At 55.4% G+C, this 26279-nt stretch carries 26 protein-coding genes and 1 pseudogene; 15 read left to right on the top strand and 12 right to left on the bottom strand.

The features are described 5' to 3' along the window. Positions 1-21: 21 nt before the first annotated feature. Complete coding sequence (locus QWI16_RS03015) at positions 22-2379, top strand: glycoside hydrolase family 127 protein (protein WP_302711253.1); 2358 nt, start codon at positions 22-24, stop codon at positions 2377-2379. Between the two features lie 50 nt (positions 2380-2429). Here the strand turns inward: QWI16_RS03015 and QWI16_RS03020 are convergent, their stop codons facing one another. Next, complete coding sequence (locus QWI16_RS03020) at positions 2430-3602, bottom strand: phosphatidate phosphatase App1 family protein (protein WP_302711254.1); 1173 nt, start codon at positions 3600-3602, stop codon at positions 2430-2432. A 79-nt stretch (positions 3603-3681) separates the two neighbouring features. On the opposite strand from QWI16_RS03020, the gene QWI16_RS03025 reads away from it, so the two are divergent. After that, the gene (locus QWI16_RS03025; RefSeq protein ID WP_302711255.1) at positions 3682-5349 is read left to right on the top strand and encodes a hypothetical protein; all 1668 of its coding nucleotides are present in this window, start codon (positions 3682-3684) and stop codon (positions 5347-5349) included. A gap of 43 nt (positions 5350-5392) precedes the next feature. On the opposite strand, the gene QWI16_RS18780 is transcribed toward QWI16_RS03025, so the two are convergent. Both QWI16_RS18780 and QWI16_RS03035 read right to left on the bottom strand, forming a co-directional pair. Further along, positions 5393-5737 (bottom strand): carbohydrate-binding domain-containing protein, encoded by a 345-nt coding sequence (locus QWI16_RS18780; RefSeq protein ID WP_302711326.1) that lies wholly within the window; start codon positions 5735-5737, stop codon positions 5393-5395. A gap of 6 nt (positions 5738-5743) precedes the next feature. Further along, positions 5744-6877 (bottom strand): annotated as a pseudogene (locus QWI16_RS03035) (glycoside hydrolase family 11 protein); the annotation flags it as partial. 440 nt (positions 6878-7317) lie between these two features. Between QWI16_RS03035 and QWI16_RS03040 the strand changes: the two are divergent. Continuing rightward, positions 7318-7497 carry a hypothetical protein gene (locus QWI16_RS03040; RefSeq protein WP_302711256.1) on the top strand — a complete coding sequence of 60 codons (180 nt, stop codon included), beginning with the start codon at positions 7318-7320 and terminating at the stop codon, positions 7495-7497. A gap of 13 nt (positions 7498-7510) precedes the next feature. On the opposite strand, the gene QWI16_RS03045 is transcribed toward QWI16_RS03040, so the two are convergent. The 3 genes from QWI16_RS03045 to QWI16_RS03055 form a co-directional block, all read right to left on the bottom strand. After that, positions 7511-8116, bottom strand: coding sequence for an alpha/beta hydrolase (locus tag QWI16_RS03045; protein ID WP_302711257.1), 606 nt, complete (start codon positions 8114-8116; stop codon positions 7511-7513). Between the two features lie 226 nt (positions 8117-8342). Further along, positions 8343-8645, bottom strand: a complete 303-nt coding sequence (locus QWI16_RS03050; protein WP_302711258.1) for an alpha/beta hydrolase — start codon at positions 8643-8645, stop codon at positions 8343-8345. 131 nt (positions 8646-8776) lie between these two features. Further along, complete coding sequence (locus QWI16_RS03055) at positions 8777-9685, bottom strand: LysR family transcriptional regulator (RefSeq protein WP_302711259.1); 909 nt, start codon at positions 9683-9685, stop codon at positions 8777-8779. Positions 9686-9819: 134 nt separating this feature from the next. Here QWI16_RS03055 and QWI16_RS03060 point away from each other — a divergent pair, with 134 nt between their 5' ends. The 4 genes from QWI16_RS03060 (at position 9820) to QWI16_RS03075 (ending at position 12359) form a co-directional block, all read left to right on the top strand. Continuing rightward, positions 9820-10296 carry a DoxX family protein gene (locus tag QWI16_RS03060; RefSeq protein WP_302711260.1) on the top strand — a complete coding sequence of 159 codons (477 nt, stop codon included), beginning with the start codon at positions 9820-9822 and terminating at the stop codon, positions 10294-10296. 69 nt (positions 10297-10365) lie between these two features. Beyond that, positions 10366-11313, top strand: a complete 948-nt coding sequence (locus tag QWI16_RS03065; RefSeq protein WP_302711261.1) for a glutathione S-transferase family protein — start codon at positions 10366-10368, stop codon at positions 11311-11313. A 9-nt stretch (positions 11314-11322) separates the two neighbouring features. Continuing rightward, positions 11323-11760, top strand: a complete 438-nt coding sequence (locus QWI16_RS03070) for a DODA-type extradiol aromatic ring-opening family dioxygenase (protein WP_302711262.1) — start codon at positions 11323-11325, stop codon at positions 11758-11760. A 266-nt stretch (positions 11761-12026) separates the two neighbouring features. After that, positions 12027-12359: a class III extradiol ring-cleavage dioxygenase family protein gene (locus tag QWI16_RS03075; RefSeq protein ID WP_302711263.1), complete on the top strand. Its 333-nt coding sequence runs from the start codon at positions 12027-12029 to the stop codon at positions 12357-12359. Between the two features lie 19 nt (positions 12360-12378). Here the strand turns inward: QWI16_RS03075 and QWI16_RS03080 are convergent, their stop codons facing one another. Continuing rightward, positions 12379-13362 (bottom strand): GlxA family transcriptional regulator, encoded by a 984-nt coding sequence (locus QWI16_RS03080; protein ID WP_302711264.1) that lies wholly within the window; start codon positions 13360-13362, stop codon positions 12379-12381. Between the two features lie 147 nt (positions 13363-13509). Between QWI16_RS03080 and QWI16_RS03085 the strand changes: the two genes are divergently transcribed. Then, a complete protein-coding gene (locus QWI16_RS03085; protein WP_302711265.1) occupies positions 13510-14166 on the top strand; it encodes a DUF899 domain-containing protein in 657 nt (218 codons plus the stop codon). Between the two features lie 111 nt (positions 14167-14277). Here QWI16_RS03085 and QWI16_RS03090 read toward each other — a convergent pair whose 3' ends face one another. Next, entirely contained in the window at positions 14278-16677 is a 2400-nt protein-coding gene (locus QWI16_RS03090; protein ID WP_302711266.1) for a TonB-dependent receptor, read from the bottom strand. Between the two features lie 268 nt (positions 16678-16945). Between QWI16_RS03090 and QWI16_RS03095 the strand changes: the two genes are divergently transcribed. From QWI16_RS03095 to QWI16_RS03125, 7 genes are all read left to right on the top strand, one after another. Continuing rightward, on the top strand, positions 16946-17830 hold the full coding sequence (locus tag QWI16_RS03095) for a LytTR family DNA-binding domain-containing protein (protein WP_302711267.1): 885 nt from the start codon (positions 16946-16948) through the stop codon (positions 17828-17830). Between the two features lie 81 nt (positions 17831-17911). Beyond that, positions 17912-18535 (top strand): putative glycoside hydrolase, encoded by a 624-nt coding sequence (locus tag QWI16_RS03100; RefSeq protein ID WP_302711268.1) that lies wholly within the window; start codon positions 17912-17914, stop codon positions 18533-18535. Positions 18536-18703: 168 nt separating this feature from the next. After that, on the top strand, positions 18704-20347 hold the full coding sequence (locus QWI16_RS03105; RefSeq protein WP_302711269.1) for a methyl-accepting chemotaxis protein: 1644 nt from the start codon (positions 18704-18706) through the stop codon (positions 20345-20347). A 12-nt stretch (positions 20348-20359) separates the two neighbouring features. Then, positions 20360-20728: a SpoIIAA family protein gene (locus QWI16_RS03110; protein WP_302711270.1), complete on the top strand. Its 369-nt coding sequence runs from the start codon at positions 20360-20362 to the stop codon at positions 20726-20728. Positions 20729-20752: 24 nt separating this feature from the next. Next, entirely contained in the window at positions 20753-21007 is a 255-nt protein-coding gene (locus QWI16_RS03115) for a DUF1244 domain-containing protein (protein WP_302711271.1), read from the top strand. 29 nt (positions 21008-21036) lie between these two features. Further along, positions 21037-21273 (top strand): hypothetical protein, encoded by a 237-nt coding sequence (locus tag QWI16_RS03120; protein ID WP_302711272.1) that lies wholly within the window; start codon positions 21037-21039, stop codon positions 21271-21273. Between the two features lie 380 nt (positions 21274-21653). Next, positions 21654-22385 carry a MauE/DoxX family redox-associated membrane protein gene (locus QWI16_RS03125; protein ID WP_302711273.1) on the top strand — a complete coding sequence of 244 codons (732 nt, stop codon included), beginning with the start codon at positions 21654-21656 and terminating at the stop codon, positions 22383-22385. 58 nt (positions 22386-22443) lie between these two features. Here QWI16_RS03125 and QWI16_RS03130 read toward each other — a convergent pair whose 3' ends face one another. Genes QWI16_RS03130 through potA form a run of 4 tightly spaced genes read right to left on the bottom strand, consistent with a single transcriptional unit; the run spans position 22444 to position 26260 of the window. Continuing rightward, on the bottom strand, positions 22444-23526 hold the full coding sequence (locus QWI16_RS03130; RefSeq protein ID WP_302711274.1) for an extracellular solute-binding protein: 1083 nt from the start codon (positions 23524-23526) through the stop codon (positions 22444-22446). Position 23527: 1 nt separating this feature from the next. Further along, positions 23528-24295, bottom strand: coding sequence for a spermidine/putrescine ABC transporter permease PotC (potC, locus tag QWI16_RS03135; protein ID WP_302711275.1), 768 nt, complete (start codon positions 24293-24295; stop codon positions 23528-23530). Beyond that, positions 24279-25151, bottom strand: coding sequence for a spermidine/putrescine ABC transporter permease PotB (gene potB / locus QWI16_RS03140; RefSeq protein ID WP_302711276.1), 873 nt, complete (start codon positions 25149-25151; stop codon positions 24279-24281). The genes potC and potB overlap by 17 nt, the downstream gene beginning before the upstream one ends. Further along, the gene (gene potA, locus QWI16_RS03145; RefSeq protein ID WP_302711277.1) at positions 25148-26260 is read right to left on the bottom strand and encodes a spermidine/putrescine ABC transporter ATP-binding protein PotA; all 1113 of its coding nucleotides are present in this window, start codon (positions 26258-26260) and stop codon (positions 25148-25150) included. Before potA ends, potB begins: the two co-directional genes overlap by 4 nt. Positions 26261-26279 lie beyond the last annotated feature (19 nt).

The following is a 26279-nucleotide window of genomic DNA, read 5'->3' on the forward strand; positions in this document are numbered from 1 at the left end:
AGGCTCCTGTAGGGGATAGAGATGATACGAAAACTTGTGCTCGGTATTGGCCTATTGTGGCTCAGCCATACAGTCCAGGCCGTTGAATACTTCGCGCTGGATGAGGTGCGCCTGACAGAAAGCCCGTTTAAGCAAGCCCAGGAGAAAAACCTGGAGTACGTTATGACCCTGTCGCCGGATCGGCTGCTGGCGCCCTACCTGCGCGAGGCGGGTCTGACCCCCAGGACGGCCAGCTATGGCAACTGGGAAAATACGGGGCTGGACGGTCACATCGGAGGTCACTATGTCACCTCTCTCAGCCTTGCCTATGCCGCTACCGGCAGAGCAGATGTTAAAGCGCGGCTCGAGTATGTGCTCAGTGAGCTTGAGCGTGCGCAAAAAGCCAACGGCAATGGCTATTTAGGCGGTGTGCCTGACAGCGACAAGCTCTGGCAGGAAATCGCCAGAGGTGAGCTGCGGGCTGACTTGTTTGCGCTCAATGGCTACTGGGTGCCCTGGTACAATCTGCACAAAATATTCGCAGGTTTGCGCGATGCCTACGTCTATACCGGTAGCGAGCAGGCCAGACGCATGATGCTTGCCTGGGCCGACTGGGCGGCAGCGCTGATGTCCCATTTGTCCGATGAACAGATTCAGCAAATGCTGACCACCGAGTACGGTGGCATGAATGAAACCTTTGCCGATGTGTATGCGCTGACCGGAGATCAGAAATACCTGACTCTGGCTGAACAGTTTTCTCAGCGCAAGTTGCTTGAGCCTTTGGTGAAAGGGCGTGATGAGTTGACGGGTTTGCACGCCAACACCCAGATACCCAAGGTGGTGGGATTTGAGCGCATCGCGCAGCTCAGTAACCAGGAGGACTGGCACCGCGCCGCCGAGTATTTCTGGCGCACGGTGGTCAATGAACGCAGCGTGGCGATCGGTGGTAACAGTGTGCGCGAGCACTTTCACGACAAGGCCGACTTCGATCCCATGATTGAGGAAATCGAAGGGCCGGAAACCTGCAACACCTACAACATGCTCAAGCTCACCAAGTTACTCTATGGGCGTCGTACTGCACCGGAGTACGTCAATTACTACGAGCGCGCGCTTTACAACCACATCCTCAGCTCGCAAGACCCGCACACCGGCGGGCTGGTGTATTTCACGCCTATGCGTCCGAACCACTACCGGGTGTATTCACAAACCCATCAGGGGATGTGGTGCTGCGTGGGCTCGGGTATCGAAAACCATTTTAAGTATGGCGAGTTTATTTATGCTCACCAGGGCAATGAGCTCTACGTCAATCTCTATATTCCCTCGACACTTCACTGGCGCGAGCAGGGCGTGCGTCTGAGTCAGACTACCCACTTCCCCGATGAGTCGGGCACCTCGTTTAGCTTTGAGCAAGCTGCCGACATCACCCTGAAACTGCGCTACCCGCAATGGGCTGCGGGTGAACCCCAGGTTCAGGTCAATGGCAAGGCCATCAAGGTAGAGGTCGACGCCGATGGCTATATTGCGCTCGACAGACACTGGAAAAAGGGTGATCAGGTGGCCTTGGCCCTGCCGATGCAAACGCATCTGGAAGCCCTGCCCGGTGGTTCGGATTTTTACGCGATTCTCTACGGGCCCATTGTGCTCTCGGCCGAAACCTCACCCTTTAAAGATGAGGTGCTCAATTACTACGCAGATGCCAGCAGAATGGGGCATATTGCCGATGCTGAGCGCTGCCCGATTGATCAGGCGCCCATGCTGGTCGCCAGTAGCCCGGATTTTGCCGAACAGATTCAGCGTATTGATGATCATCAGTTACGCTTCAAGGCGAGCGGTGTGATTCAGCCGGTCGAGTACCAGAATCTGGAGTTGATACCTTTTTTCCGCGTGCATCGCTCGCGCTATATGCTCTACTGGCCCTACAGTACGCCCGAGAACATCGGCGCCTTGCGCGAGAATCGCGCCCGCGAAGAAGTCGCTCAACTGGCGTTGGAAGCGGTTACCATCGACAAGGTGGCCCCCGGTGAACAGCAACCTGAGTCAGATCATTTTTTCCAAGGCAGTGAGAGCGAGGCAGGTGTTCATCTTGGGCGCCACTGGCGTCATGCCCACGACTGGTTCAGTTATCAACTCAATGATCCGCAGGCGCAGGCGCGATTTCTGCAAATCACTTACTTTGGCGGGGACGCAGGCAGACACTTTTTTATCGAGCTCAACGGTGATGTTTTGGCACAAGTCCGTCTGAGCGCCGAGCGGGGGCCGGAGTTCTACAGCGTCGAGTACGTCATACCGCCAGAGATTCTAGCGAAAGCGGATAAAGGCAAGCACTTGCTGAAATTTGTGGCCGGAGAAAAATCGATAGCCGGTGGAATTTACGGCGTGCGCCTATTATCTGATCATTAGCACAATGCAAGAAGAATGAGCATTATCTTTTGGCTGTGGAAAGCAGTCGCTTACAAGCTGGTTTCTGTTTCTACAGCCAACGCTTTCGAAAGGTATTGGTTAAAGTACGTTATGATGCTCTCCGGTTCTCGAAACAGCTGAATAGACATCGGGTGTATGGCGTTATTAATAGCGTCTATTCGCTCTCTTATCTGGCCGTCGGAACCTATGTCCCGAATCCAAATGGCTTTCACTTGGTCTGGAAACTCCTTGTATATGGCCTGGTAAACCTCTGGGTCGTGCTCCCCGCTGTCACCCACTAGAATAAAGTCTCTTTTAGGGTAGCGATTAATCAGCTTGGAAATTTGCTGTGGTTTCGTTTCGATTCCCTTTTTAAAGAGCCCAAAAACAGTTTTATCCCGGAAACGAACACTTTTGAGGGTGAAGCTGGCCCAGGGGAAGTCCGATTGATTCAGCATGCTCAGTAGTTCGGGGTACAGTTGCCAAGGGCTGGATGACACATAATGGAATTGCGCGCCCTTGCTTTCCATTTGTTGGTAGGCTCTGCTCATTCCTGCAATGCTTGAAAATGGAAGGAGAAAGGTACTTCGCATCAACTCTTCGGTATTTGTCACCCCTGTGCGTTTTACGGTGTCATCAATATCACTGATTACGGTAAGGCCTGTGGGAGGGTAGAGTTTCACCTCCCCGGAGAATTCTCGAGTGTCGCTAGAGCTTAAAACTGCTCGGAAATGAATAGTATGATTGGCGGGGTTAATGTGGCTGATGGCTTCCTCTGGAGTGAGGTTTATGATGTGGTAAAAGTGACCATTAGGCGTGGTTTTAGGAAGAGTAATGGTGTCGTCTGCCAGCCTGATGACTATTTTCTTACCTCTCTCATTATCTGCTATCAGCAAATTGACTCGCTTTTCAAAAGTCTCCCGCTGGGTGTCCGATATGTCTATCTGATATTTTGCTGATAAAGCGGCTTCAAACAAGGACGCTCTTACAATGCTACTTTGGGGTTCATATACCCAACCATGAATCGGTATTTTCCAGAGATTTTCGGAGTTGTCGAACCATGCGCTGGTGCGGAAAAAAACGATTGTTTCGTCGCTTTTTAGGTCACTGGCTGTCTGCGCTGTGTTGGTACAGCCTGTCAGCAGAATGAAAAGTATGACAATTGATGCCGTCAGCTGATGCATGTGGAGTGGTTGTTTTTGATCTATGTGGAGTGGTTTCATACAAGGAGTTCAGCTTGAGTTCAGTTGCCGAGCGGACAATAATGCTTTTTACGCCATTAAAATAATAGGGGAGCCAATTGTGACGCCAGCTTTAGCGAAACGGCAAGGTAGCATTCATGGGATTCTTTTCGTTTTTATGGTGGCTTGCGTTGTAGCCACCATCAGTGCTTGTCAAACTCAAAAGAAGGAGCCTGTGGTTGTTTCGGCCATTGTACCTACCAATTCCGATAAGCCAAGCATATTGCAGTTGGTGGATTTGGGAGGCTTGGATATCCAGAACGGAGGTGGTGTGCCGGTACATTTCCACGATTCTGAATTTTCCCCCGGAGAGTGGGTATTAGTAAGAGGGAAAAATCTGGGCGTTTCCAGCGTCTCCGTCGATGGATTGCGAGTGCCAGTAAAGCAATACTTCGGTAATTACCCACTGTTCAAAATTCCGGTAGGGCTTTCCCCTGTCAACGAGCACACGCTGGTGATTGAGAACGAATACGGCGAATCACGAAGTACCTTCACCACGAAGCATTACCTGTTTGCCAATGATCTAGATGATTCCAAAACGCATATTCTCCAGGTTGACCGAAACTCGGAAGGGTTTATTCGTGAAGAATGGTTAGAGCTTGAATCACCTGCAGACCGGCCGCTTTTTACGATAGTCTCCAACGATAGTCGCTTCTTATATCAAATGGATGTCGGTAAGCGCTCGGGGGAATCATTAATGGACGAGGCAGATACCTATCCGGTTATCGTTCGTACATTCCATCTGGCTGCACCGCAGCGGCCGGAGAAGGTCGCGGAATCTGAACTAGCGGTAGGGTCGGTACCGATTGATTCGCACTTGAGCGGAGATAACACATTGCTACTGTTAGGCAAGCAAAGCTTTACGTTGGTGGACGCCGCAGATCCCCTGAGTTTGAGTACACTTAGCCATACCGCTCTACCGTTTAATGAGGATGGAAGCACAACTTACGTTGACGCGATTTTTCTGGATAACGATAAGAAGCTGGCTTTACTTGAGACCTATAGTAATCGAGTTGTGCTTTTTGATGTGTCAGATAGAGCTTCGCCCAAACTGATAGACGAGGTCCAGCTCTTGCCAAGTAAAACCGTTGCGCTTTCGATAGATTTGGAGCCGGTTCCGGATAATCCCACTGCTTTTTGGGTGCTAGAAGGGCCAAACTATCGAGTGGCAGGTTCGAAGCTGGCTGACATGTATAAGCGTATTGTTCTGGATCGCGATATCTCTGAGTCAAGATCACTTCTCAGTCAGCTCCAGAGAGTTGCAATCGCCGACAATAAACTGGTTCTGGATAGGAGGGTTTCTCTTCCTGAAGGCTTTGCCTCGTATTTTTCAGTGTTTGGCGAAGACGGAAGACTTTACATTACACAAACAAAAACTGATTTCTTTAATGTGGACATGGAAGAAGGTAGCCCGAAAACCATCCTAAAACGTGTTGGTGATCTCGTGTGGGAGAATATGTCGCTTGGGCGGGTGGTAGCGTTTGACTTAGAAACTGAAGCGGTGGAAACCATCTCGCGCGGTGTCGGCATTTACTATCACATAGTCGATGTGCCGGGGATCGGCCAGGTGTTTACTTTGCTCAAATTTGGCCCCTCGTTCAGTTTTCCTTATCTAACCCCCAATTGGGGTGTTGGAGTCAAAACCACTGGCACCTATGCAAAGCGAAAAATGAATAGGCGCGCGGCTTTTCCACCCTACTCCATTGGCTTTATCGCCTATCAGTATTAACTGAGTAGAGCAAAGGGCCTAGCCCTTTGCTCTTACCGATCTATCAGTTACAACTACCGCTGAAACAGTCATCGGTGTGGCCAAAACCAATCACGCCGCTGCAGTGCATAGTTTCTGAGTAGGAACCGCCACCGCACTCGCCGTTGCCGTAGGTGGCCGTGTTGTACTCCATGTCTTCGGCCTGACGGTTTTCACCGTTGACGGTGACATAATCCAAAATGACATCGCGACCAGAGGCATCGTTGGTGTACTCCACATTCACATCGCCTGTAGCGCTGCCGATGTAGGTGTAGCTCTGGTTACTGGTGCCCAGTGTCCAGTCGGCCACGACACTGCCGCCTACCAGCAAATTGATGTGCTCGTCACCGTTGGTGCCGCGGGCGCGCACAACAATATTGTCACTGCCGCCGCTATTTCCACCACCCGCGTTGCCGCCGCCGGAATTACCACCGCCACAGCTGCCGCTGAAACAGTCGCCGGTGCCACCAAAGCCGATCACGCCGCTGCAATGCATGGTCTCGGAGTAGGAGCCGCCACCACACTCGCCGTTGCCGTAGGTGGCCGTGTTGTATTCCATATCCTCGGCTTGACGGGTCTCGCCATTGACATAAACCGAGTCGAGGGTGACATCGCGGCCACTGGCGTCGTTGTCGTATTCCACCTGCAGATCGCCGCCGGCGCTGCCGTAGTAGGTGTACTCCTGCATGCCGGTAGAAAGTGTCCAGTCGGCCACCACGTTGCCGCCGATAAGCAGATTGATGTGCTCTTGGCCGCTGGCGCCCTGCGCACGCACGACAATATTGGTGCTGCTCGGTGTGGAGTCCCCACCACCGTTGCCGCCACCGTTATTACCGCCACCACTGCTGCCGAGGGTGATGTTGGAGCTGCCGCTGCTCTGGTAGCCCTCAGTGGCCATCACCATATAGTCGTGGGTGCCGAGGTTCAGACCGTTGCTGGCCCAGGCATCAAAGTGATTGCCGGTGGTGATGGTGCCGCCGGTGCGTTTTTGCTGGCGCACGCTCCAGTATTGGTAGAAAGTCGCCGTGCCCTCAATGGAGGGCTGGTTAACCCGCTGGGTGCGGTAGATGTCGTAGGTGCCACCATCGGTGTTGACGGTGCCGTAGTAGGTACCGCTTTCACCTGGACGATAGGAGCCCCAGTTGTCGACAATGTAGTATTCCACCAGCGGATTGCGCGTCCACCCATAGAGGGTCAGGTAGCCGTTGCCGGAGGGGTTAAAGGTACCGGAGTAGCTGACGGTACGTCGACCGCCGGGATTCCAGCCTTTACCGCCGACCCAGTTGCCGGTGTTGCTCCACTGGGAGGTGTAGTTACCGCCAGAGCCCAGCGTCATGGACACAGTGCCGGGGGCGTCGGTCCAGAACGAGTAGTAATAACCGTTATGGTTGCCGGTTTGGTTGGATGTCAGGGTTTGGGCATGGGAGGTTGTCATACACGCCGCAGCGGCGGCCGTTGCGATCCAGGCCAGGTGCTTTTTTGCGTGCGTTGTTGCTCTCAATATTGTCATCATTATTCTCCAGGTTTCGCCTCGACCAATACCGCCTACAGAGGAAGAGGCTGGGCTTTTGCCTGGTCTTTGCGAACAGGCGGTTCGATAGCGTTACTTAACCCACTGCTTATTGTTAAAAAGAGTTAAGTGGCCGGGACTCTACGAGGCTAAATTTATATTGTCAACAGGACTATATGCTTTTGGTCAAAAATACTATAAGGTTGCGCTACCATATTGCATTGGGCGATAACGATAACGCTAACGAATCAGGTGGCTTTTGCAAAAAAGTCCAGTAAATTTAAAGGATTAGCGTATCTTATTTGTGGTTAAAAACACCGTTGGCGGATAAAGCCGAATATGAGAAAAATTGGTGAATTCAGGCGACAGCACCAGTAATCCCTTGACCGCCGCTGCCCGGCTGGGTAGTTTCACTCTCTCGTGCCAAGAGGATGTGAATTGTGAAAGTTTTGCTCAGAGTTGTGTTTGTGATTGCCTGCTTTTTTGCCGCTGTCGCCTGCTGGCAATTTGGTGTCCCCATCGGCGGGGGCCTGTTTATTGTGCTCGGTCTGGTGTTTGAAGGCCTGTTCTGGACCGGCATATTCGGGCGCAAGAAAAAAACGCTGGATGCGCCTCAGTAAACCAGCTTGGCGATTAAGGCGCAGGCGGCTTGGTAAATAGCCAGCTCACTGCCCGAGTAAAGCCCACAGGAAACGTGGTTTCATGGATCGAGCCACTGATAATCTCGTCCTTTATCTTTAGCCCTGGGTAGTTTCTTGAGCGCAGGCTTGCGACAAACGCATTTTGATCGCCCACCATGTCGTGGCGGGTGCTGCCGTGTTCGGGGTTCTCGTACTCACCCACGGCGAAATAGACCTTGGCCCGGAGGTCCTTGTGGTTCTCGGCGTAGCTTTTTTCAAGATCGAAAATCATGCGTTGATGGAACCAGAGCGAGGCGCTGGTAAGAATATAGCTGTCGAAGAGCTCGGGGCGAGTCAATAACACCCAGGCACCAAAAGAGCCTCCGAGCGACTGGCCGGCCAGCGTGCGACGCGTCGGGTCGGCGCGGTAGTGCTGCTCGACAAACGGCAAGACGTCCTCTTCCATAAAATCCAAATAGGCTTGGGCCCCGCCAGTGGTGTAGTTTGTCCAGCTTTTGTCTTGTGTTGGAGTCAGATCGCGCACCCGGCTGGCCATGCCGTCTTCGCCCAGAGCGAAAGAAATCCCCACTACTAGCAGGCTGTTGAAAACCCCTTGCATGCTCAGCACGACCTGAAGCGCGCAGATGTTGTGACTTGCCTTGACGGACAGGGTGGCTCCCTTTCCTAGAGGCAAGGCGCAGCAGATGTGCGCTTCAGGCCACGCCCTTCGGGGCTTTCGGGCTGGCCCGTACTCGTCGTTGCCGCTTCTCGATGGGTGGTCACACACCTTCAAAACGGCGCCTAGATTACGAACCAGCCCGAAAGCCTGAGTACGCAAGGGGTTTTCAACAGCCTGCTAGCGCTTGCTCAAGCTTTCCCATGTTCATCGGCAGGTGAGTGACGCCCGAAGCGACCTGAAACGTGTAGGGGCCGTCGTTTAAATAGATTACCGGGTAATACTTTTGACGATTCTCCTCGTTGTGGTAACGGGCAGGGACTTTGACATAAATATCATAGCTTCGGCCCAAGTCGCTGGAGGTCAGGGTGTGCACGAATGAGTGGGGAATTTCGAACGCCGGTGCTTCGGCTTTGGCGGTGAAGGTCGCGATAATCAACACCGTGGCGAGTAATCGTGAGAAGACGGTCAATGGGGTGTCCTCAGTGTTTGGGCATCGGTAGCTAATGTGAATGGTGCCAGAGATTTCCTACCGGCAACACGATTTCGGTCTCCGGTCGCTGCGTGGCCTGATGAAAATCCGCGTCACCAACTTAGGTGTTTTCAAGCAATCTCGTCCCAGTAGGGCGAATCGCCGTAGTAGCCGTCGATAAAATCCAAAAAGCAGCGCACCTTGCTCGCCAGCAGTTTGCGGTGGGCATAGACGGCGTAGAGCCCCAGTGGCTCGGGCGCCAGCTCCGGCAAGAGAATCTGCAGCTTGCCCTCGGCGATGGCGCGGCCGGCGATAAACGTCGGTTGCAGCACAATGCCCATGCCCAGGGTGGCCATGCGCATCAGCACCTGGCCGTTGTTGCAAACCATACTAGAACCGGCCACAGGCTGGGCGCGGCTGAGTGTTTGTTGCAGGCTGCCTGGGTTGTCGCTGTCCATCAGGCTGTAACGCAGGTAGCGGTGCTGGGCCAACTCATCGAGGTTAGCGGGTGCGCCACAGCGGGCGATGTAATCCGGTGAGGCGCAGAGCACCAGGCGCACCGGGGCAATACGTTTGGCAATCAGCGATGAGCTCTTCAGCCGGCCGATGCGCAGGGCAATATCAAAACCCTCTTCGACAATATCGACCTTGCGGTCATCCAGCATCAGATCAATGCCCACACCTGGGTGTGCCCTTTGGAAATCACTGAGCAGGCCCGGCAGGTGCTCGCTGGCAAAGGACACGGGCGCACTGATGCGCAGCAGCCCCTGGGCGCTGCCACCGAGATCACCCACCTGGCTGTCTAAATCATCCAGCTCTTCCAGCAACTGCTGGGCGCGTTCGTGATAGCGAAGACCGGCCTCCGTCAGGTGCAGTTTGCGTGTGGTCCGATTGAGCAAGCGCTGGCCCAGGCGCTCCTCGAGATGCGAGACATACTTGCTCACCAGCTGCGGTGAGAGCGCCAGGCGGTCGGCGGCCCGGGTAAAGCTGCCCTCGCTCACCACAGTGACAAAGGCCCGCATGGTCTCGACCTTATCCATGGTTATCCACCCCTTTTATCAACATTTTGTTGATTATATGGCAATAAGTGATCAGTTACTCTTTTTATTTGTTGTCAGTAGACTGAGTTCAAGCCTCGGGAGAGTGCCCGGGACTCAATCAACAGGAGACGATCATGAGCACAAAACTGACAAAAGCATTACTCAATACCCACGGCGGCTACGGGGCACTGGCATTGCGACTGCCTATTGGGGGGATACTACTGGCGCACGGGGCGCAGAAACTGTTTGGCTGGTTTGGTGGCTACGGCCTTACCGGTACCGGACAGTGGATGGCGAGCATTGGTTTGGAACCCGGCTACCTGATGGCTTTGCTGGCGGGTAGCGCAGAGTTCTTTGGCGGGCTTGCGCTGCTGCTGGGTTTTCTGACACGTCCCGCCGCGGTGGCGTCGGCGTTTACCATGCTGGTAGCGATTTTTGCCGTGCACATTGGCAACGGTCTGTTTATGAGCAACAACGGTTATGAGTTCGCCCTGTCTCTGCTGGCCGCCACCGTGGCCCTGGTTTTTCTCGGCGGCGGCCGGGTGTCGGTGGATGCCTGGCTGAGTCGTGCGCTTGAGCGCGACGCCCTGCCGACCGCGAAGCTCGCCTAAATCACTTTACCGAGCCTTCAAACATATTTGGTGGGCCTTGCCCGCCCGTTCGAGAAAAGGAGTAAGCCGGTGTTGGTGAATGGTGTTTGGCAGGAAAAATGGCAGCCCGTGCAGGGCGCCGATGAGCAGGGCCGCTTTGTTCGTCAGGGTTCGAGCTTCCGTCACTGGGTAACCCCCGACGGTTCTGCCGGGCCGACGGGGCAAGCGGGCTTTAAGGCGCAGGCGGGGCGCTATCACTTGTACGTCGCCTACATTTGCCCCTGGGCATCGCGCACCTTGATTGCGCGACAACTCAAGGGCCTGGCCGAGCTGGTCAGCGTGTCAGTGGTAAACCCGCAGCTGACCGATCAGGGGTGGCAGTTTGGTGGGTTTCCCGGCGCCGATGAGGATGTTATTCGCGGTGCCCGTTATCTTCACGAGCTGTACACCTTTGCCGACCCATCGGTAACCGGACGGGCGACTGTGCCGGTGTTGTGGGATAAATATTCGCAGACCATCGTCAACAATGAGTCGGCGGACATTGTGCGCATGCTCAACAGTGCATTTCGCGAGCTGGTGGATACCGGGCCAGACTTGTACCCAAGGACCCTGGCGCATGAGATCGATGCGCTCAATGATGAGGTGTATCACGGGCTCAATAACGGCGTCTACAAGGCGGGCTTTGCTACAACGCAGTTTGCCTATGAGGAGGCCTGCGAGGGCGTTTTTGCCACCTTGGACAGATTGGAAAGCCGCCTTGCCGATGGCCGCCGCTATTTGTTCGGTGACCAGCTGACCGAAACGGATATCCGCGTTTTCGTGTCGCTGGTGCGGTTTGATGCTGCCTATCATGGGCTGTTTAAGTGCAATCGCAACACCCTGCGCGACATGCCTGGTTTACACGCCTACACCCGGCGGCTTCTCGCCCTGGAAAGCGTGGCGTCTTCGGTGAACATAGATCACATAAAAGCGGGTTACTATTCCATCAAAGCCTTGAACCCAAGCGGCATAGTGCCTCTGGGGCCTGAGCAGATTTAGGGGGCAGGTATGGCGGCCAAGCGGCAAATTGTTTTTCTTTCGCACGGCGGTGGTCCCATGCCGCTGCTCGATGATCCGGGTCACGAGCCCATGGTCAAGGCCCTGCGCAGCCTGGCGGGCCGCCTGCAAAAGCCCAGCGCGATACTGGTGATCAGCGCGCACTGGGAGGCGCCGGTGCCAACGCTTACCAGTGCGGCCAGCCCGGCTCTGGTGTACGACTACTACGGCTTTGCGCCGGAGGCTTACACCATCACCTACCCCTGCCCGGGCGAGCCGAGTTTGTCCCGCACTGTGAGTGATCTGTTGCGCCAAAGCGGTATCGAAACGCGGCAAGATCCCGGACGCGGCCTGGACCACGGCGTATTTGTGCCGCTGCGTTTAATGTACCCAGATGCCGAGATACCCTGCGTGCAGTTATCCTTGGTTCGCGGCCTTAGGGCCTGTTAACACTAATTGAGTACGCCTGCTGGAAGGCAGTTTTGTCTCCCGCTAGGCGCCGTGAGCGAAGTTTGGTTACTCCAAATAAGCGATCGGCAACAACGCTGGAGGAAAAACTGACTCCAGCCCTACGGGTTACACCTAAAAATCCGCCACTCTGCGTTGCTTGTCGTTCATTTGGAGCTACCAAACTTCTCTCCTCGCGCCTTAATTGGCGAAATTTTTAGGTGTAACAGGCTGTACTCAATTAGTGTTAACAGGCCCTGGCGCTCGCCTTGCAAAAGCTCGACTATGACAACTTGCTGGTGATTGGCTCGGGGTTTAGTTTTCACAACCTCAACGCGTTTTTTTCAGCCGGTGGTGAGGCTGATGCCCAGGCCTTCGCCCACTGGCTCATCGATACCTGTACCAACGGCGAATTGTCTCAGGCCCAACGACTCGACCGGCTGGCGCACTGGGACAGAGCGCCGGGTGCCCGTTTTAGTCACCCCCGCGAAGAACACCTGTTGCCCTTGCACGTCTGTGCGGCCTTGGCCGGTGCGAGCTGCGATGAGCACCATCTGCTCAATATTGTAGGCAAGCCAGCGGCTATGTTTTACTGGTATTAATGGTTAATGATGGCGTGTTTTAACGTGCATACTTTTGTCGGTAGGCCTGAGGTGTCAGGCCGGTTAGCCGTTTAAAGACTTGACGGAATGTTTTGCTGTCGTTGTAACCTACCTCTAAGGTCAAAGACTGAATGCTAAGGTGGCCGGCTTCCAGCGCTTTTTTGGCGGCTTCTATTTTGATCCGCTGGAGGTATTCCAAAGGCGGCATATCCACCGCCTGCTTGAAGCGGCGAATAAAATTGCGCTTGCTCATGTGTACTTTTTGGGCCACTGTCTCAAGATTAAGCGCTTGGTGGTAATGGGCCTCCATGTAAGCCTGAGCCTCGCGAATCAGAGGGTCGCGGTGGTGGGTCATGCCGGTAAAAATGGAAAAGTGCGCTTGGCTGGCGTGGTCCCGCTGAATAGAAAAATTCTTGGCGACCTGTACACCCAGCTCATGGCCGCAAAATTTCTCAATCAGATAAAGCAATAGGTTTAAGGATGAGAACGCGCCTCCACCTGTGTATGTGCCGGACTCGTCTGTGACAACGGCATCGGGTTTGAGTTGTATCTCTGGAAAACGCTGGCGCATGTCATCGGTTACGGCCCAGTGAGAAGTGCAGGGTTTACCTTTGAGCACGCCGGCCTCGGCGAGAAAGTAGCTGCCTTTGCACAGGCTGGCGACCTCTGTGCCCGCTTGATAATGCTGCTGTAGCCAGAGCAGCACATCGGCGTAGGCGTGTTTCAATTGATCCCAGGAGCCCTGAAAAGCTGGTATAAGAATCAGCGCCTGTGGGTGACCAAAGGACTGAGCGGGTCGATCTTCAATCGTGCAGTCGCCGCGCCAATAGGAGATACCGTCGACCGTTAGCGGGCCGGCTTGCGGGGTGATGCGGGTAATGGCAAAAGCCGGCGCTTGGTCTTGGCTCAGGAGAATTTCGTTGGTGCGGGTCAGAATATCGAGCGGTGCCGCCAGAGATGATAGTACAACGTCCTCATAGGTCAACAGATAAATGGTTTTCATTGCTCGGGTTCCGCTCAAAACTGCGCTCAGTATAGAAACGAAATTGGCACAAAACCACCTTAGAATTGGCATTTGCACGAAGGCACACAACGGCGTCATCGGTGCAGACTGAGCATTATCATTCAGCGGTAAAGCTCAGGAGGTCCTATGAAAAACAGTGTCAGCGAAAAAGAGTGGCAGGCGGCGATGGAGGCTTTTCGGGAAAAGGAAAAGGCCTTTACGCGCCAGCGCGATGCGCTCAATGCCGAGCGCCGCCGCTTGCCGGTAACGCCTATCACCAAAGACTATCGCTTTTCCGGGCCGCAAGGGGAGGTGGGGCTGGTCGATCTGTTTGCCGATAAAAAGCAGTTGATTGTTTACCACTTTATGTTCGCCCGTTCACCGTGTAACGGCTGCGCGATGATGGTAGACAATATGGGGCACCCGGCGCACATTCGCGCGCGTGATACGTCTCTGGTGCTGATATCCCTTGCGCCACTGGAAAAGCTCGAGGCTTTTAAACAGCGCATGGGTTGGACCCTGCCTTGGTACAGCTCGGCGGACAGTGACTTTAACCGGGATTTTGGCGCGACCCGAGATAACGGTGAAATGTTTGGTCTCAGTGTGTTTATCCGCGAGGGCGAGGACATTTATCGAAGTTATTTTACCAGCTTGCGCGGCGTGGAGTATTTGGGCAGCAACTTTTCCTTTTTAGATCTCACGCCCATGGGGCGCCAAGAGCTGTGGGAGGATAGCCCCGACACGGTGCCGCAAACGCCACCTTACCAATGGTGGCGCTTCCACGATGAATACGAGGAGCAATAGCCGTGTGCCCTGTCTGCGCAGCCGGCGCTCTCGGCTGGGCCTTGGCGGCCGGTGTCGGTGGGAGCGGTGTGACTTTGGCGGTGCTCCGGCGGCGCCGAAAAAAATGCGCACCTACCACTCAAACCGCAGACCGATCAGAGGTAGCAGGCTGCCCTCCTCGGCGAGCACCTCGCCGGTGCGCTCGTTGAAGTCCACATCGGAGGGGTTTTTCGAGCCCAGCAGGTTAATGATGTCGACAAAGGCAATCACCTGGGTGCGGCCCAGCGCGCGGCGGTAGTCCACGCGCAGGTTGAGCGAGCTAAAGCTGCCGTAGCGCTCGGTGTTGTTACTGATCGTCTCACGGCTGTAGCGCAGTGGCTGGTCCTCACCGAGCACATTTTCGTGAATGATGTAGGCCCCATAGGGACGGCCGGAGGCCCACTTCCAGCGTCCGGAAATTTTCCAGCGTTGGTTGATTTCCCACACCCCACCCAGGCTGAACGAGTGGGGCCTGCCGTAGTCTGCGTCGTATTCTTCACAAGAGCCGCAGTCGCGGCGCACGGATTGGTTGTAGGAGTAGGTGGCGCTGGCGGACCAGCCGTGGTCAAACTGTCGGGTAATGGCGGTGTCCACGCCGTAGGAGCTGCCTTCGCCGCGGTTATTGTAGCGCTGGGTCACTTCGTCGGTGAGCACGACCAGGTCGCTCAGTTGTTGGTAGTAGGGCTCGATAAACAGATCCCAGCGATTGGTCAACTGATGGTTGAGGCCGAGGCTAAACTGATCGATGGTTTCATATTCCAGGGTGGTACCACTGGTGTTGCTGGCCAGATCCTGAATCTGTGGTCGCTGCAGGTAGCGGCCGACAGTGGCACTGAGGCTGAGATTGTCGGTCATTGCCCAGGAGGTGGCGAGGCGCGGCGATACGCCGTCGGCGCCGGTCAGCTCATCGCCTTCATAACGCAGGCCGGCGCGCCAGTCGAGCGGCCCGAAAGACACTTGCTGTTCCAGATAGGCGGCGTAGACCAGGCCGTCTTCGGTGTAGCGGGTATTGACGCCGTCACCGGTTAGGACAATGTAGTTTTGGTCCGGTTGAGGCCGGTAGGCGCTCTGGTCGTATTCGTAGCGAATCCACTGGCCATCGATGTTTCTGCGCAAATCGAGTTCCAGCTGACTCAGCCTCAGGCCTGTGTTCAGGCGGCCCAGTGTGTTATCGGCGGCGAAGTCGAGGCGCCAGCCCATTTCACTGTCGTCCTGGCGGGCGGTGATGATCGGAATTCGTCTGGGGATGTCTCCCGCCTGAGCTCCCTCCGGGGCCTGTTCGGGATAGGCCTCGCCCACTTCGCTTTGTTCTGAGTAATTGCGGTAGTAGAGCCGGTTGGTCAGTTCGGCGCTCTCGCCCAGCAGCCGGCGGTAGGTGAGCGCCAGCAGGGTGTTGTCGGAAGATTGATTGACCAGCTCGACGTCCTCGTAATTGCCGGGGTCGTCTTCATCGGAGGCGAGTACATGGTCGATATCGCGCTGAAATTCTTCCGGGGCGTGAATCAGCAAGACCTCAAGCTCATCACCATTGCCCAGGTCTGTATAGGTTTTCAGGATGATGTCGGTGACCTCCGGCTCGCCGACATCATCCAACCCGACGGTTTCAAACAGGCGGCCAAAATTGAGCTGACGGGCCGAGAAGAGCACGCTGGTATTGTCGAGCAGGTAGCTCGGGCCGTCGTAGCCAATTTCCAACCCGGCGATGTCCACTCGCGCGGTATAAGAGGGGGTGTCGGGGTTGCCGCGGGCGACTTCCAACTCGAGCAGCGATCCCGCGCGGCCGCCGTAAGCGGACGACCAGCCGCCGGGCTGAAAGCTGGCGCGGCCGATGACGTTGGGGGCGAAGATGCTGTAGCGGCCGCCGTCCTGGGCGTCGGCCAGTTCGCCGAAGCTGTCGCTGAAATGCACCACCGAATCAAAGGGGACGCCATCGACCAGTATCTGGTTGTCGCGGGGGCCGCTGCCGCGCACCGTGAAGCTGGAAAACTCGCCATCGGAAAACAGGCCCGGGATGCCGTCCAGCGCGCGTAGCACGTCGCTGCCGCTGCCGGCTGAGCTGCGCAGTGCCTCGCGGTCCTTTTCGGTGGCGCCTACCGAACTGAGCCAGTTGCCGCCGATGTTGTTGCCGAGCACCAGAACCTCCTCCACCGAACGGCTGGCGGGGCTCAAGCTGACCTCCAGTGGCGTGGTTTTATCGTCGATCAGGCGCACGCTCGGCAGGCGCACGCGGGCGTAGCCCGGAAAGGCCACTTCAATGGTGTAGAGCCCCGCATCCAGCCCCGGCACCCGGGCTTTGCCCTCGGTGTTTGTCTGCGCGCGCCAGTCACGGGCGTCGCGGCTGATGATCACGACCTCGGCCCGATCCAGCGCACGGCCGGTGGTTTTGTCGACGACTTCCAACAGTAGTTCGGCGGCCGATAGGGGGGTGGCGATACTCGCGAGACTCAGTAGGGCAGCGTAGCCCAAGGGTTTTGCGTTGAACGGGGCAATCATAGTGCGTCCTGAGGATATCCGGTGGCCTTGTGGGTGAATGAACGGTCGCTCTTGCAGCGGTTGCTGGACTATACGCTGGCGCCGCCAGCTGGATCGCAAAGAATGTATAAAAAGCGCTTCTTCTGAATCAATGGCGCCCGGCGTTGCCACCCATAATGTCGAGTGGCGGTGACCGTTCATGCAAGTCGTTGTCGTTTAATGGTCTATTGCGGCAGACACAAGGGAACTCAGGCATTATGGCCGCTGATGGTTACAGAGTAAGCCCCGCATGATTCAACGTACCATATTCGGCGTTGCCCCGATTCGAACCAGTGTGCTGGGAGTGGGCGCTGCGCTGACCCTGTTGTTTACGGCGGTGGAGCCGGCCTCTTCGGCGGGCCTCGGTTTCCTCCCGCGGCTGCTGTTCTGGGCCCTGCATGTGGGTCTGGGTCTCGGCTGCCTGTTGCTCGTCAGTGTTGTCATTCGCCATTTCGGGGCGGCGGGCTGGGCGCTCTGGGCGCTGATCATTTTGTCTGGGCTGCTGGGAGCTGTGTTGGCCACCGGCCCCTATTGGGCACTGGAGCGTTTGTTTGCCGCGCAGCTCGGGCCCGAGATCGTGGATGACTTTTGGGATCGTTTCGGTCAGCGGGGTATCTGGCAGGCAATCGTGGCCGAGTTTTTTGGTATTTTGCCGGTGTTTATGAGCAGCTGGATTGCCCTCAACCTGCCACTGCTTTTTCATCGACCCACTGTCTATGATCCACCCGACCCTCCTAAGGAGACAGTCTCAGCGGATTGGGCCCGCGAGCAGAAGGCGCGTCGGCAGGCGTTGCTGGAGAGTCTGCCGGAGGTGGTGGGGCAGGAGCTGGTGGCCATGTCGTCGGATTTGCACTATCTGAACGTCTACACCCGGCTCGGGCAGGCGCTGGTGCTGGGCAGTCTGAAAAAAATGGCGGAGGCCTTCGGCGAGGAAGGGCTGCAAGTGCATCGCTCGCACTGGGTAATGAAGCGCGAAGTGGTGCGCGTTTTTATTGGCCGGGATGACGCTTACTGTGTGATGACTACCGGGCTGCGGGTACCCATCAGTCGCAGCAACCGTAAGCTGGTCAAAGCCTGCTTCGGTCAGCTGCGCCGCCAATCGCCCATAACCGAGGTTCATCAGGCAAAGGCTTGACCGCACATGGCGACGAGGCTATAAAAAGTAAAATTTTTCGGCCTTTGAATAGCCATCATAATAACGATAAGGACTTGCGCGATGAAATCCATCCTGCCACTTGTCTGTTTGTTGCTCGCCTGCGTTAGCGCCCGGGCCAATGACGTCATTAATCCTGATTTTGTCTACTTTACCCAAGGGCAAACTCCCGGTACTTGGCAGTGGGTGTTGGCTGACCCCGGGAACTGGTGGCAGCCCATACCCGACTCCGGTGGCGCAAGCGCCAAAGGCAAGGTGCGCCTTGAGAACGCCGGCGACGAAAGTTTCCCCGGTGCCATCAAGCTGAAGTGGTCCAAATCCAGCGATTGGGGTAGCGTCAGTCTGAGTGGTGCTCCCGTGAACCTGGCCAAATACGAGCAAGCCGCTGAGCTGGTGCTGGCGGTTAAGGTGATGTCCAAGGTGCCCGACACCGTTGACCTGGTGATGCATTGCGGAGAGGGCTGCGAGGCGAAGGTCAATATTGCCGCCAACCTCAAGCAGGGGCCACGCAAACAGTGGTTCGCCCTGCCTCTGGCGTTGGATTGCTTTACCGCTAACGGCTTGGATCTTACCAAGCTCAGTGGACCCTTCAGCCTGGGTACCGGGGGTAAGTTTGAATTGCATATTGCCGAAATCAGTTTGGCCACACTGGCCGAGGGTGATCAGGGTTGTGTGCCTAACCCCTAACGTTGTTGTGGTTCTACCGGCGGCTCGTTCCGCCGGTTGGCGCAGTCTTGATTGCCTGTGAATGCCCATTTTCCGCCGGCTGACTAGCCAAGCCTGTCTCGCGTTTGTCGTCAAAATATACTACCTTTAAAAAGCTCCCTATAAACTGTCTACACAGCGAGATAAACCGTGCACGCTATTCATAACCTATCGATCAGGCTGCGCCTGCTGATGAGCTACGCCTTACCGGTCGCCGCACTGCTGTTGATTGCCATCTTGGCCATTCAGGGGCTCAGTTCGACACAAAAAGGCGTAGAGAGTATTTACAAGGATAGGGTGATTCCTCTCGAGCAATTGAAAGTCATCTCCGATAACTACGCCGTACGGATAGTGGACGCGGTGAACAAGGCCAATGCGGGGATAGTAACGGGCGATCAGGTGCTGAGCGATATTGGCAAGGCGCGCCAGGAAATCGAGCGCCAGTGGCAGGCGTTTTTAAGCACCCACCATACCCCCGAGGAGGCGCGCTTGGCCGAGGAGGCCAAGGCACTGTTTGGCAATGCCAATCAAGCTCTTGATGCACTGGAGTCGTACCTGGCGCCGACATCAATGCGCGGCAATGTGCAGGGGTTACTCTACGAATTTGACGGTCCCTTATACGAGAGTATTGATCCGATCAGTGACAAAATAGCGGAGCTGAGTCAATTACAGTTGAGTGTGGCAGAGCACGAGTACGAACGGATTACGAACCTCTACGAACTCGACCTCAAGGTGTTTTTGACGGTTTGCACCTTGGCGGTGTTGGGTACTCTGGTGCTCGGCAGTGTGATTTATAAAAGTATTAAGAGCCCACTTGATCGCATGGGCGCGACCATGAAAAAAGTCGCCACAGAATCGGATTTATCTGTGTTCTGTGAGTTGCCTGGCAAGAACGAGCTGGTGGACATGGCCTACAGCTTCAACAACATGCTCTCGCAAATGAGAGCCCTGGTCGTCCAGATAAACGATGCCACCACTCAGCTGGCCGCCGCCTCTGAAGAGCTGAGTGCGGTGAGCGCCGAATCCAACGGCACTATTCAACGCCAGACCGAAGAGATTGAAATGGTGGTCACGGCTATGAACGAAATGCTTGCGACTGCACAGGAAATTGCCAGCAACGCCGGCACCGCCGATACCGAGGCGCGCAACGCCGAGGCCCGCGCCCGTGCCGGCAACCAGGTAGTCTCCAACGCAGTGAATGCGACCTTTAGCCTGATTGAAAGCCTCAACCAGGTGGCCGAACGAATCCGCACCCTGGAGGCGGACAGCACCAACATTGGTTCAGTACTCGGGGTGATTACCGGCATAGCGGAGCAGACCAACTTGCTGGCTCTCAATGCGGCCATTGAAGCGGCCCGCGCGGGCGAGCAGGGCCGGGGCTTTGCCGTGGTGGCCGACGAGGTGCGCACTCTGGCCCAGCGCACCCAGACCTCGACCGCGGAAATTGAAGAGGCTATCAGACGCTTGCAAAGCGGTACTCACAATGCGGTGGCGGCTATGGAAACCAGCCGTGAGCAGGCCGAGAAAACCGGTGAGCACGCCACCGAGGCGGGTAAGACCTTGCAGCAAATCACCGAGGCTGTCAGTCTGATTACCGATATGAACACCCAGATTGCCAGCGCCTCTGAGGAGCAGACGCAAGTCAGTGAAGACATTAATCGGTCGCTGGTACTGATCAATGACGCCGCGCGCGAATCCTCAACCGGTGCGCGCCAGGTGACTCAGGCCAGTACCGAGTTGTCCGATCTGGCTCAGCAGTTACACTCTCTGGTGGCTACCTTTAAAACTGCTTAACGGAGAGCCACTATGTTGCACGTTGAGGTGAATGAGCAGGCAAGCTTGGCGATACTGACGCCGCAAGGCACGCTCAGTGAGGCCGATTTTGCCGCGGCCAGGCGTATCATTGACCCGCTGATTGCCCAGACGGGCGGGTTAAGGGGTATTATCATTCACGCCGAGCGATTTCCGGGCTGGGATTCGCTGTCGGCGATGATGTCTCACCTGCAGTTTGTACACGATCACCATCGCAAGCTGGACAAAGTGGCGATCGCTACGGACTCGCCCATCGGCTCGGCCCTTCAGGGCCTGGCACAACACTTTATCGCGGCGCAGGTCCGCTCCTTCGCCTACGATGAGATAGCACAGGCAAAGGCCTGGATTAGCGGACCGGCCTAGCACCCGATTTTACCGAGGACTATTTTGGATAAACACACACAAATTGAGATTGAAGCGGCCGCGTTTCGCCGCTTACTGGCGCACCTGGACGAGCGCAAAGACGTGCAGAATATTGATTTAATGGAGCTGGCGGGCTTTTGCCGCAATTGTCTTGGCAAATGGTACCAGCAGGCCGCCAGTGAGCGCGGCCTTGAGCTGGACAAGGAGCAGGCGCGGGAAGTGATCTATAAAATGCCCTACAGCGAGTGGAAGGAAAAATACCAAACGCCGCGAGGATGACAGCCCGGCTTGGGTAACAGAGATGGAGTATGACGGACATCGGAGGTCGGCTTTGGGTGGCCATTGCGGTTTTTGCGATCAGCCACTTTCTCTACCAGTGGGTGTCTATCTTTAGCGCTATCGCCTATGGCGGCTGTCAGCAGTGGGTAGTTTTCTGGCAAGCGCACGAGCCCCTGTTGGTCAGTCCTTTTTGGGCGTTTGCGGCTGTATACGGTCTGCTGTTAGCGTGGGCGAGTGTGGAGGTCTGTATTGGCGGCGATGGCTAGGCTCTCGGCGAGCGCGCTATCTGGGCTGCAATGGTGGCCGCTCTTTTGCTCTGCGGGCCGATTTGGCTGACTCATTGGCAGGCGCTGCAAGCGATTGCTTCCGGTAATCGCGGCGCCGACTTTACCTTCCCCTTGTTCGATATTCCCGTTGCTACATCTGCCCGTTGCTACATCTGAAAGCAGCGCGGAGGCGTAAGAACTAGCTCACCTCGCCTGCAAAGTCTACAAACCTGTGCAAATATACCAAGCTCCAAGTCGGATTTGACGCCGTAGAAGGCTGTTATTCGCGAATTAGTCCGGACTGATATTTGCAGACTCTAGGTGACCCATGTGTCGCGAGCGCCCGAGCAGCGACCGGTTAACGCAAGAGGAGGCATTCAATGGCAAAGTCCGCGCAGTTGTATCGTATGGCCACCCCCGAGCACATCTGTCCCTTTGGTCTTAAATCCCGAGCACTGTTGAAGCGCAAAGGGTACCAGCTTGAGGATCACACGCTGGACTCTCGCGAGCAAACCGATGCCTTCAAACAGAAGCACGACGTGGACACTACGCCCCAGGTATTTATCGAAGGTGAGCGGATTGGGGGTTACGATGATTTACGGGCCCATCTTGGTCTGCCCAGTGAGTCCAGCGAGGGCACAAGCTACACGCCGGTGATGGCCATTTTTAGCTGTTGCTTATTAGCTGCGCTCGCGTTGGTGTATGCCGGCCCGGCGTCGCTCGTATCCATGCAAACCCTTGAGGTGTTTGTGGCCTTGAGTATGTTGGTGCTGGCTATACAAAAGTTGCAGGATTTGACGGCGTTCTCCAACCGGTTTATTACCTACGATTTGCTGGGGATGCGCTATGTGCGTTACGCCTATGTCTACCCTTTTGCCGAAGCCTATGCGGGTATTGGTATGTTGGCAGGGCTCAGCGCCTGGCTGGTGGCACCGGTGGCTTTTGTGATCGGGAGCATTGGTGCCATTTCGGTTTTTAAGGCGGTGTATCTCGATAAGCGTGAGCTCAAATGCGCCTGTGTTGGCGGTGACAGCGATGTGCCGCTTGGCGCCATCTCTCTGACCGAAAATCTGTTTATGATTGCCGCCGCCGTGTGGATGTGGGTTTCTTAGCCGTTGGCGGCGGTCAGCCCTGCCTGAAACGGCAGGGCTGGGTAGGGCGATCGGTCGCTTAGCGGCCGGCTTTTAACATTTCCCAATACTTTTCGTACAGCAGCACACTCTCCCCGAGATCCTGGTGAATGGTGCCGCGCGCAATGTCCTCGGCGTCAGGGAAGATGATTTTATTGTTTTTCAACTCATCGTCCAGTAGGTCTTTGGCGGCCGTGTTCGGTGCGGCATAACCCAGCTCTTCAATGGCGGCTTTGGCGCTTTCAGCGCGCAACATAAAGTCAATAAAGCGGTGGGCGTTGTCGACATTGCTGGCACCCTTGGGAATCACAAAGCTGTCTACCCAAAGTATGGCGCCATCGCTTGGGTAGATAAACGCAATGCTGCCCATTTCTTGCTGAGCCATATACGCCTCGCCGTTCCACATCACGCCGACACTGGCATTGCCCTGAATCAGCGGGGTTTTGGGCGAATCGGAGTTGATAACCTTGATGGAAGGCCACAGCTCTTTGAGGGCTTCGTAGCCGGCCTGAACTTCCTCTTCACTGGTGGTGTTGTCTTTGTAGCCAGCTACCGTCAGGCCTACCGCCATAATATCGCGCACATCATCCATGATCATCAGCTTACCCGATAGCTCGGGCTTCCACAGATCTGACCACTGGGTAATGGTGTTGGGGTCGATATCCTGAGTGTTGACCGCAATGGCGGTGCTACCCCACAGATAGGGAACACTGTAATCGTTGTTCGGATCATAGCTTTTGTTCAGCATGGTGCTGTCCAGGTTGCCATAGTTCTGCAGCTTGTCCTTTTGAATCGGTTGCAGCAAACCCTCGTTCCGCATCTTTTCCAGGTAGTAGGTCGAAGGCACAACAATGTCGTAGCCCGAGCCATTGAGCAGCTTGAGCTTGGCGTACATGGCTTCGTTACTTTCGTAAGTGGCGTACTCGACTTCAATGCCCGTCTCTTCGGTAAACTGCTCAAGGACCGCCGCTGGAATGTACTCGGTCCAGTTGTAAATCACGACTTTTTCAGTGGTCTTTGCCGCAGTAGTCGCACCCTGGTCAGACGATTCTTCTTTCGCACAGCCCACCGCCAGTAAGCTGGCGAGAAGTGCGCAACAACGAAGGGCAGAATGTATGGACATGCTAGTGATCCTTTTTAATAAGGAGTTGAGAAACCACCACCAGAACCAAAGAGATTCCGAGCAGCAGCGTTGATATGGCATTGACTTCGGGAGAGACCCCAACCTTTACCATGGAGTACACTTTTAGAGGCAGTATTTCGTAGCTCGGCCCGGTGACAAAGGCGCTGACGATAACGTCGTCTAAAGAGAGTGTAAAACTTAATAGCCAGCCGGACAGTACCGCAGGCAATATGAGCGGAAGAATCACTTCCCAGAAAGTACGCAACTCATTGGCGCCCAGGTCCTTGGCGGCGCTGAGCATGCGCATGTCAAAGTCCTTGATGCGCGAGTACACGGCGATGATGACAAAGGGCAAACAAAAAGTGATGTGCGCAATCACCAAAGACACAAATCCAAGGCTGATACCCAGAGTAATAAAAACAATGAGTAATGCAATGGCCATGACGATCTCCGGGGTGAGCATGGCGACGAACACCATCGAAGACAGTAACCCTTTGCCTTTAAAATCATACCTGTGCAAGGCCACAGCGGCGAGGGTGCCAATAACGGTGGCCACGCTGGCGGCGACAATCGACACAGTGAGTGAGTTTAATGCCGCCTCAATCAGTGCGTCATTGTTAAAAAGCTTTTGATACCACTGCAGGCTAAACCCGCCCCACTTATTGCCGTATTTGGCCGCGTTGAACGAATTGACGATCAGTACCGCGATGGGCAGATAGATAAGCGCCAGTATCAGACTCAGGTAGCCCCACTTAAAAATTCGAATCATGGATGCCACCTTGTTTGTTGGTAAAGCGTGAGGCGCGGTAGTACAGCCACAGCATAACGCCCAGCAGCATCATAAGCATCACGCTGAAGGCGGAGCCGAAGGGCCAGTCTCGGGTGTTTAAAAACTGGGTTTTAATCACATTGCCAAGCAGCAGATTCTTGGCGCCGCCGAGCAAGTCGGAAATGTAAAACATCCCCATGGCCGGCAGCAGCACCATTAAACAGCCGGCGACAATACCCGGCGAGGTTAAGGGCAAGGTGATCTTGATAAACCGGTGAAAAGCGCTGGCGCCGAGATCCCGCGCGGCAAAGTGCAGCCGTGGGTCCAGCTTTTCCAGGGCCGAGTAGAGCGGCAATACCATAAAGGGGATGAGGATATAGCAAAGCCCCAGAATGACGGCAAACGGGGTGTACAGCAGCTGCAATGGCGTATCAATCAGGCCGAGTGCCAGCAGGCTTTTATTGATAATACCCTGATTGCCAAGAATAAATTGAATGGCGTAAGTGCGGACCAAAGAGTTGGTCCAGAAAGGCACAATCATAAAAAACAGGGCGATGGTCTGCCAGCGCTTCGGCAGACTGACAATGGCCATCGCAAAGGGAAAACCGATCAACAAGCAGCTGATGGTGGCAAGCGCGGCCATTTTTATGGAGTTCCAGAGCACGTCAAGGTAGAGCACGTCCAGAGTGCGCCAATAGCTGTTGAGATTAAACGGCAAGCTAACTGTGGCTGATGGGTCGCGGGTCAGCAAGCTGGTAATCACCACCAAAAGATTCGGAAAAAACACGAACAACGCCAGCCAGACACTGGCTAGCCCGATGGCGAAAAAGCGAAAATAACCGCTGTTCACTTTCATTGATCGTCTTCCTGCAGCACTGGCAGTACCACTTCCCAGCCGGGCACCCAGTTGACGGCCACCTTTTGATTGGGGCGGTAGTCAAAGGAAGGATCGTCCTCGTTGAAAAACTCGCTGGTGGTCAGCTCAATACCGGACTCCAGCCGGATCAGAGAATCCAAGGTGCTGCCTTTATAGGAGCGCTCGACCACTGTTCCTGTCAGGAACTGGTCTTTATGGTCCTCGTCAATATAGGTGATTCGCAAGTCTTCGGGGCGTAGCAGGACGTGTACCTTGGTGCCGGGCGTAAAATTGTGATTGGCCTGAAGCTGCCATTGCAGGCCCTCCACTTTGACCTCGTAGGTATGGTCGCTCTCTACACTGACCACTTCGCCGCGCAGTTGGTTGATCTCACCAATAAAGCGTGCAACGAATAAGTTAGCGGGGTTTTCGTAAATTTCTCTTGGGCTGCCCAGCTGCTGCACACGGCCGTTGTTCATCACCACAACCCGGTCGCTCATGGACAGAGCCTCTTCCTGATCGTGAGTCACATAGATAAAGGTAATGCCCAGCTGGCGCTGCAGGCGCTTCAGCTCGATTTGCATTTGTTGGCGCAGCTTGTAGTCAAGCGCCGAGAGGGACTCATCCAGCAGTAATAACTTGGGCCGGTTGACCACTGCTCTGGCAATAGCAACACGCTGTTGCTGGCCGCCCGAGAGTTGGGCCGGTTTGCGGTCAGCCAGGTGGTTGAGTTTGACCATCTCCAAGGCTTCACGCACGCGCGCCGGTATCTCGGCTTTCGCTACCTTGGCCATGCGCAAACCAAACGCAACATTGTCGAACACCGTCATGTGCGGAAACAGTGCGTAGCTTTGAAATACCGTGTTCACCGGCCGCTGCTCGGCGGGAATGCCGGTAATGTCCTGACCATCGAGCAAGATGCTGCCGGTGTCGGAGGTTTCCAGTCCGGCAATCATGTTCAGGATGGTGGTTTTGCCGCAGCCCGATGGGCCAAGCAGGGTAAAAAATTCCCCATCGTAAATGGTCATGTCGAATTGGTTGAGCACTCTGCTTGAGCCAAAGGTCTTCGACAGACCTTGCAGGGAGAGTAAAGGACGCGGTGAAGTCACGCAAAAACCTCTTAAGTTC

It is taken from the genome of Gilvimarinus algae, from assembly GCF_030518215.1.
In the GTDB taxonomy this organism is placed as follows: Bacteria; Pseudomonadota; Gammaproteobacteria; order Pseudomonadales; family Cellvibrionaceae; genus Gilvimarinus; species Gilvimarinus algae.

What these genes read in the sequence shown, in the direction of transcription:
- QWI16_RS03015 (WP_302711253.1), top strand. Translation starts at nt 22, where the DNA reads ATGATACGAAAACTTGTGCTCGGTATTGGCCTATTGTGGCTCAGCCAT.
- QWI16_RS03020 (WP_302711254.1), bottom strand. Translation starts at nt 3,602, where the DNA reads ATGAAACCACTCCACATAGATCAAAAACAACCACTCCACATGCATCAG.
- QWI16_RS03045 (WP_302711257.1), bottom strand. Translation starts at nt 8,116, where the DNA reads ATGCAAGGGGTTTTCAACAGCCTGCTAGTAGTGGGGATTTCTTTCGCT.
- QWI16_RS03055 (WP_302711259.1), bottom strand. Translation starts at nt 9,685, where the DNA reads ATGGATAAGGTCGAGACCATGCGGGCCTTTGTCACTGTGGTGAGCGAG.
- QWI16_RS03060 (WP_302711260.1), top strand. Translation starts at nt 9,820, where the DNA reads ATGAGCACAAAACTGACAAAAGCATTACTCAATACCCACGGCGGCTAC.
- QWI16_RS03070 (WP_302711262.1), top strand. Translation starts at nt 11,323, where the DNA reads ATGGCGGCCAAGCGGCAAATTGTTTTTCTTTCGCACGGCGGTGGTCCC.
- QWI16_RS03080 (WP_302711264.1), bottom strand. Translation starts at nt 13,362, where the DNA reads ATGAAAACCATTTATCTGTTGACCTATGAGGACGTTGTACTATCATCT.
- QWI16_RS03085 (WP_302711265.1), top strand. Translation starts at nt 13,510, where the DNA reads ATGAAAAACAGTGTCAGCGAAAAAGAGTGGCAGGCGGCGATGGAGGCT.
- QWI16_RS03090 (WP_302711266.1), bottom strand. Translation starts at nt 16,677, where the DNA reads ATGATTGCCCCGTTCAACGCAAAACCCTTGGGCTACGCTGCCCTACTG.
- QWI16_RS03095 (WP_302711267.1), top strand. Translation starts at nt 16,946, where the DNA reads ATGATTCAACGTACCATATTCGGCGTTGCCCCGATTCGAACCAGTGTG.
- QWI16_RS03100 (WP_302711268.1), top strand. Translation starts at nt 17,912, where the DNA reads ATGAAATCCATCCTGCCACTTGTCTGTTTGTTGCTCGCCTGCGTTAGC.
- QWI16_RS03110 (WP_302711270.1), top strand. Translation starts at nt 20,360, where the DNA reads ATGTTGCACGTTGAGGTGAATGAGCAGGCAAGCTTGGCGATACTGACG.
- QWI16_RS03120 (WP_302711272.1), top strand. Translation starts at nt 21,037, where the DNA reads ATGACGGACATCGGAGGTCGGCTTTGGGTGGCCATTGCGGTTTTTGCG.
- QWI16_RS03125 (WP_302711273.1), top strand. Translation starts at nt 21,654, where the DNA reads ATGGCAAAGTCCGCGCAGTTGTATCGTATGGCCACCCCCGAGCACATC.
- QWI16_RS03130 (WP_302711274.1), bottom strand. Translation starts at nt 23,526, where the DNA reads ATGTCCATACATTCTGCCCTTCGTTGTTGCGCACTTCTCGCCAGCTTA.
- potC (WP_302711275.1), bottom strand. Translation starts at nt 24,295, where the DNA reads ATGATTCGAATTTTTAAGTGGGGCTACCTGAGTCTGATACTGGCGCTT.
- potB (WP_302711276.1), bottom strand. Translation starts at nt 25,151, where the DNA reads ATGAAAGTGAACAGCGGTTATTTTCGCTTTTTCGCCATCGGGCTAGCC.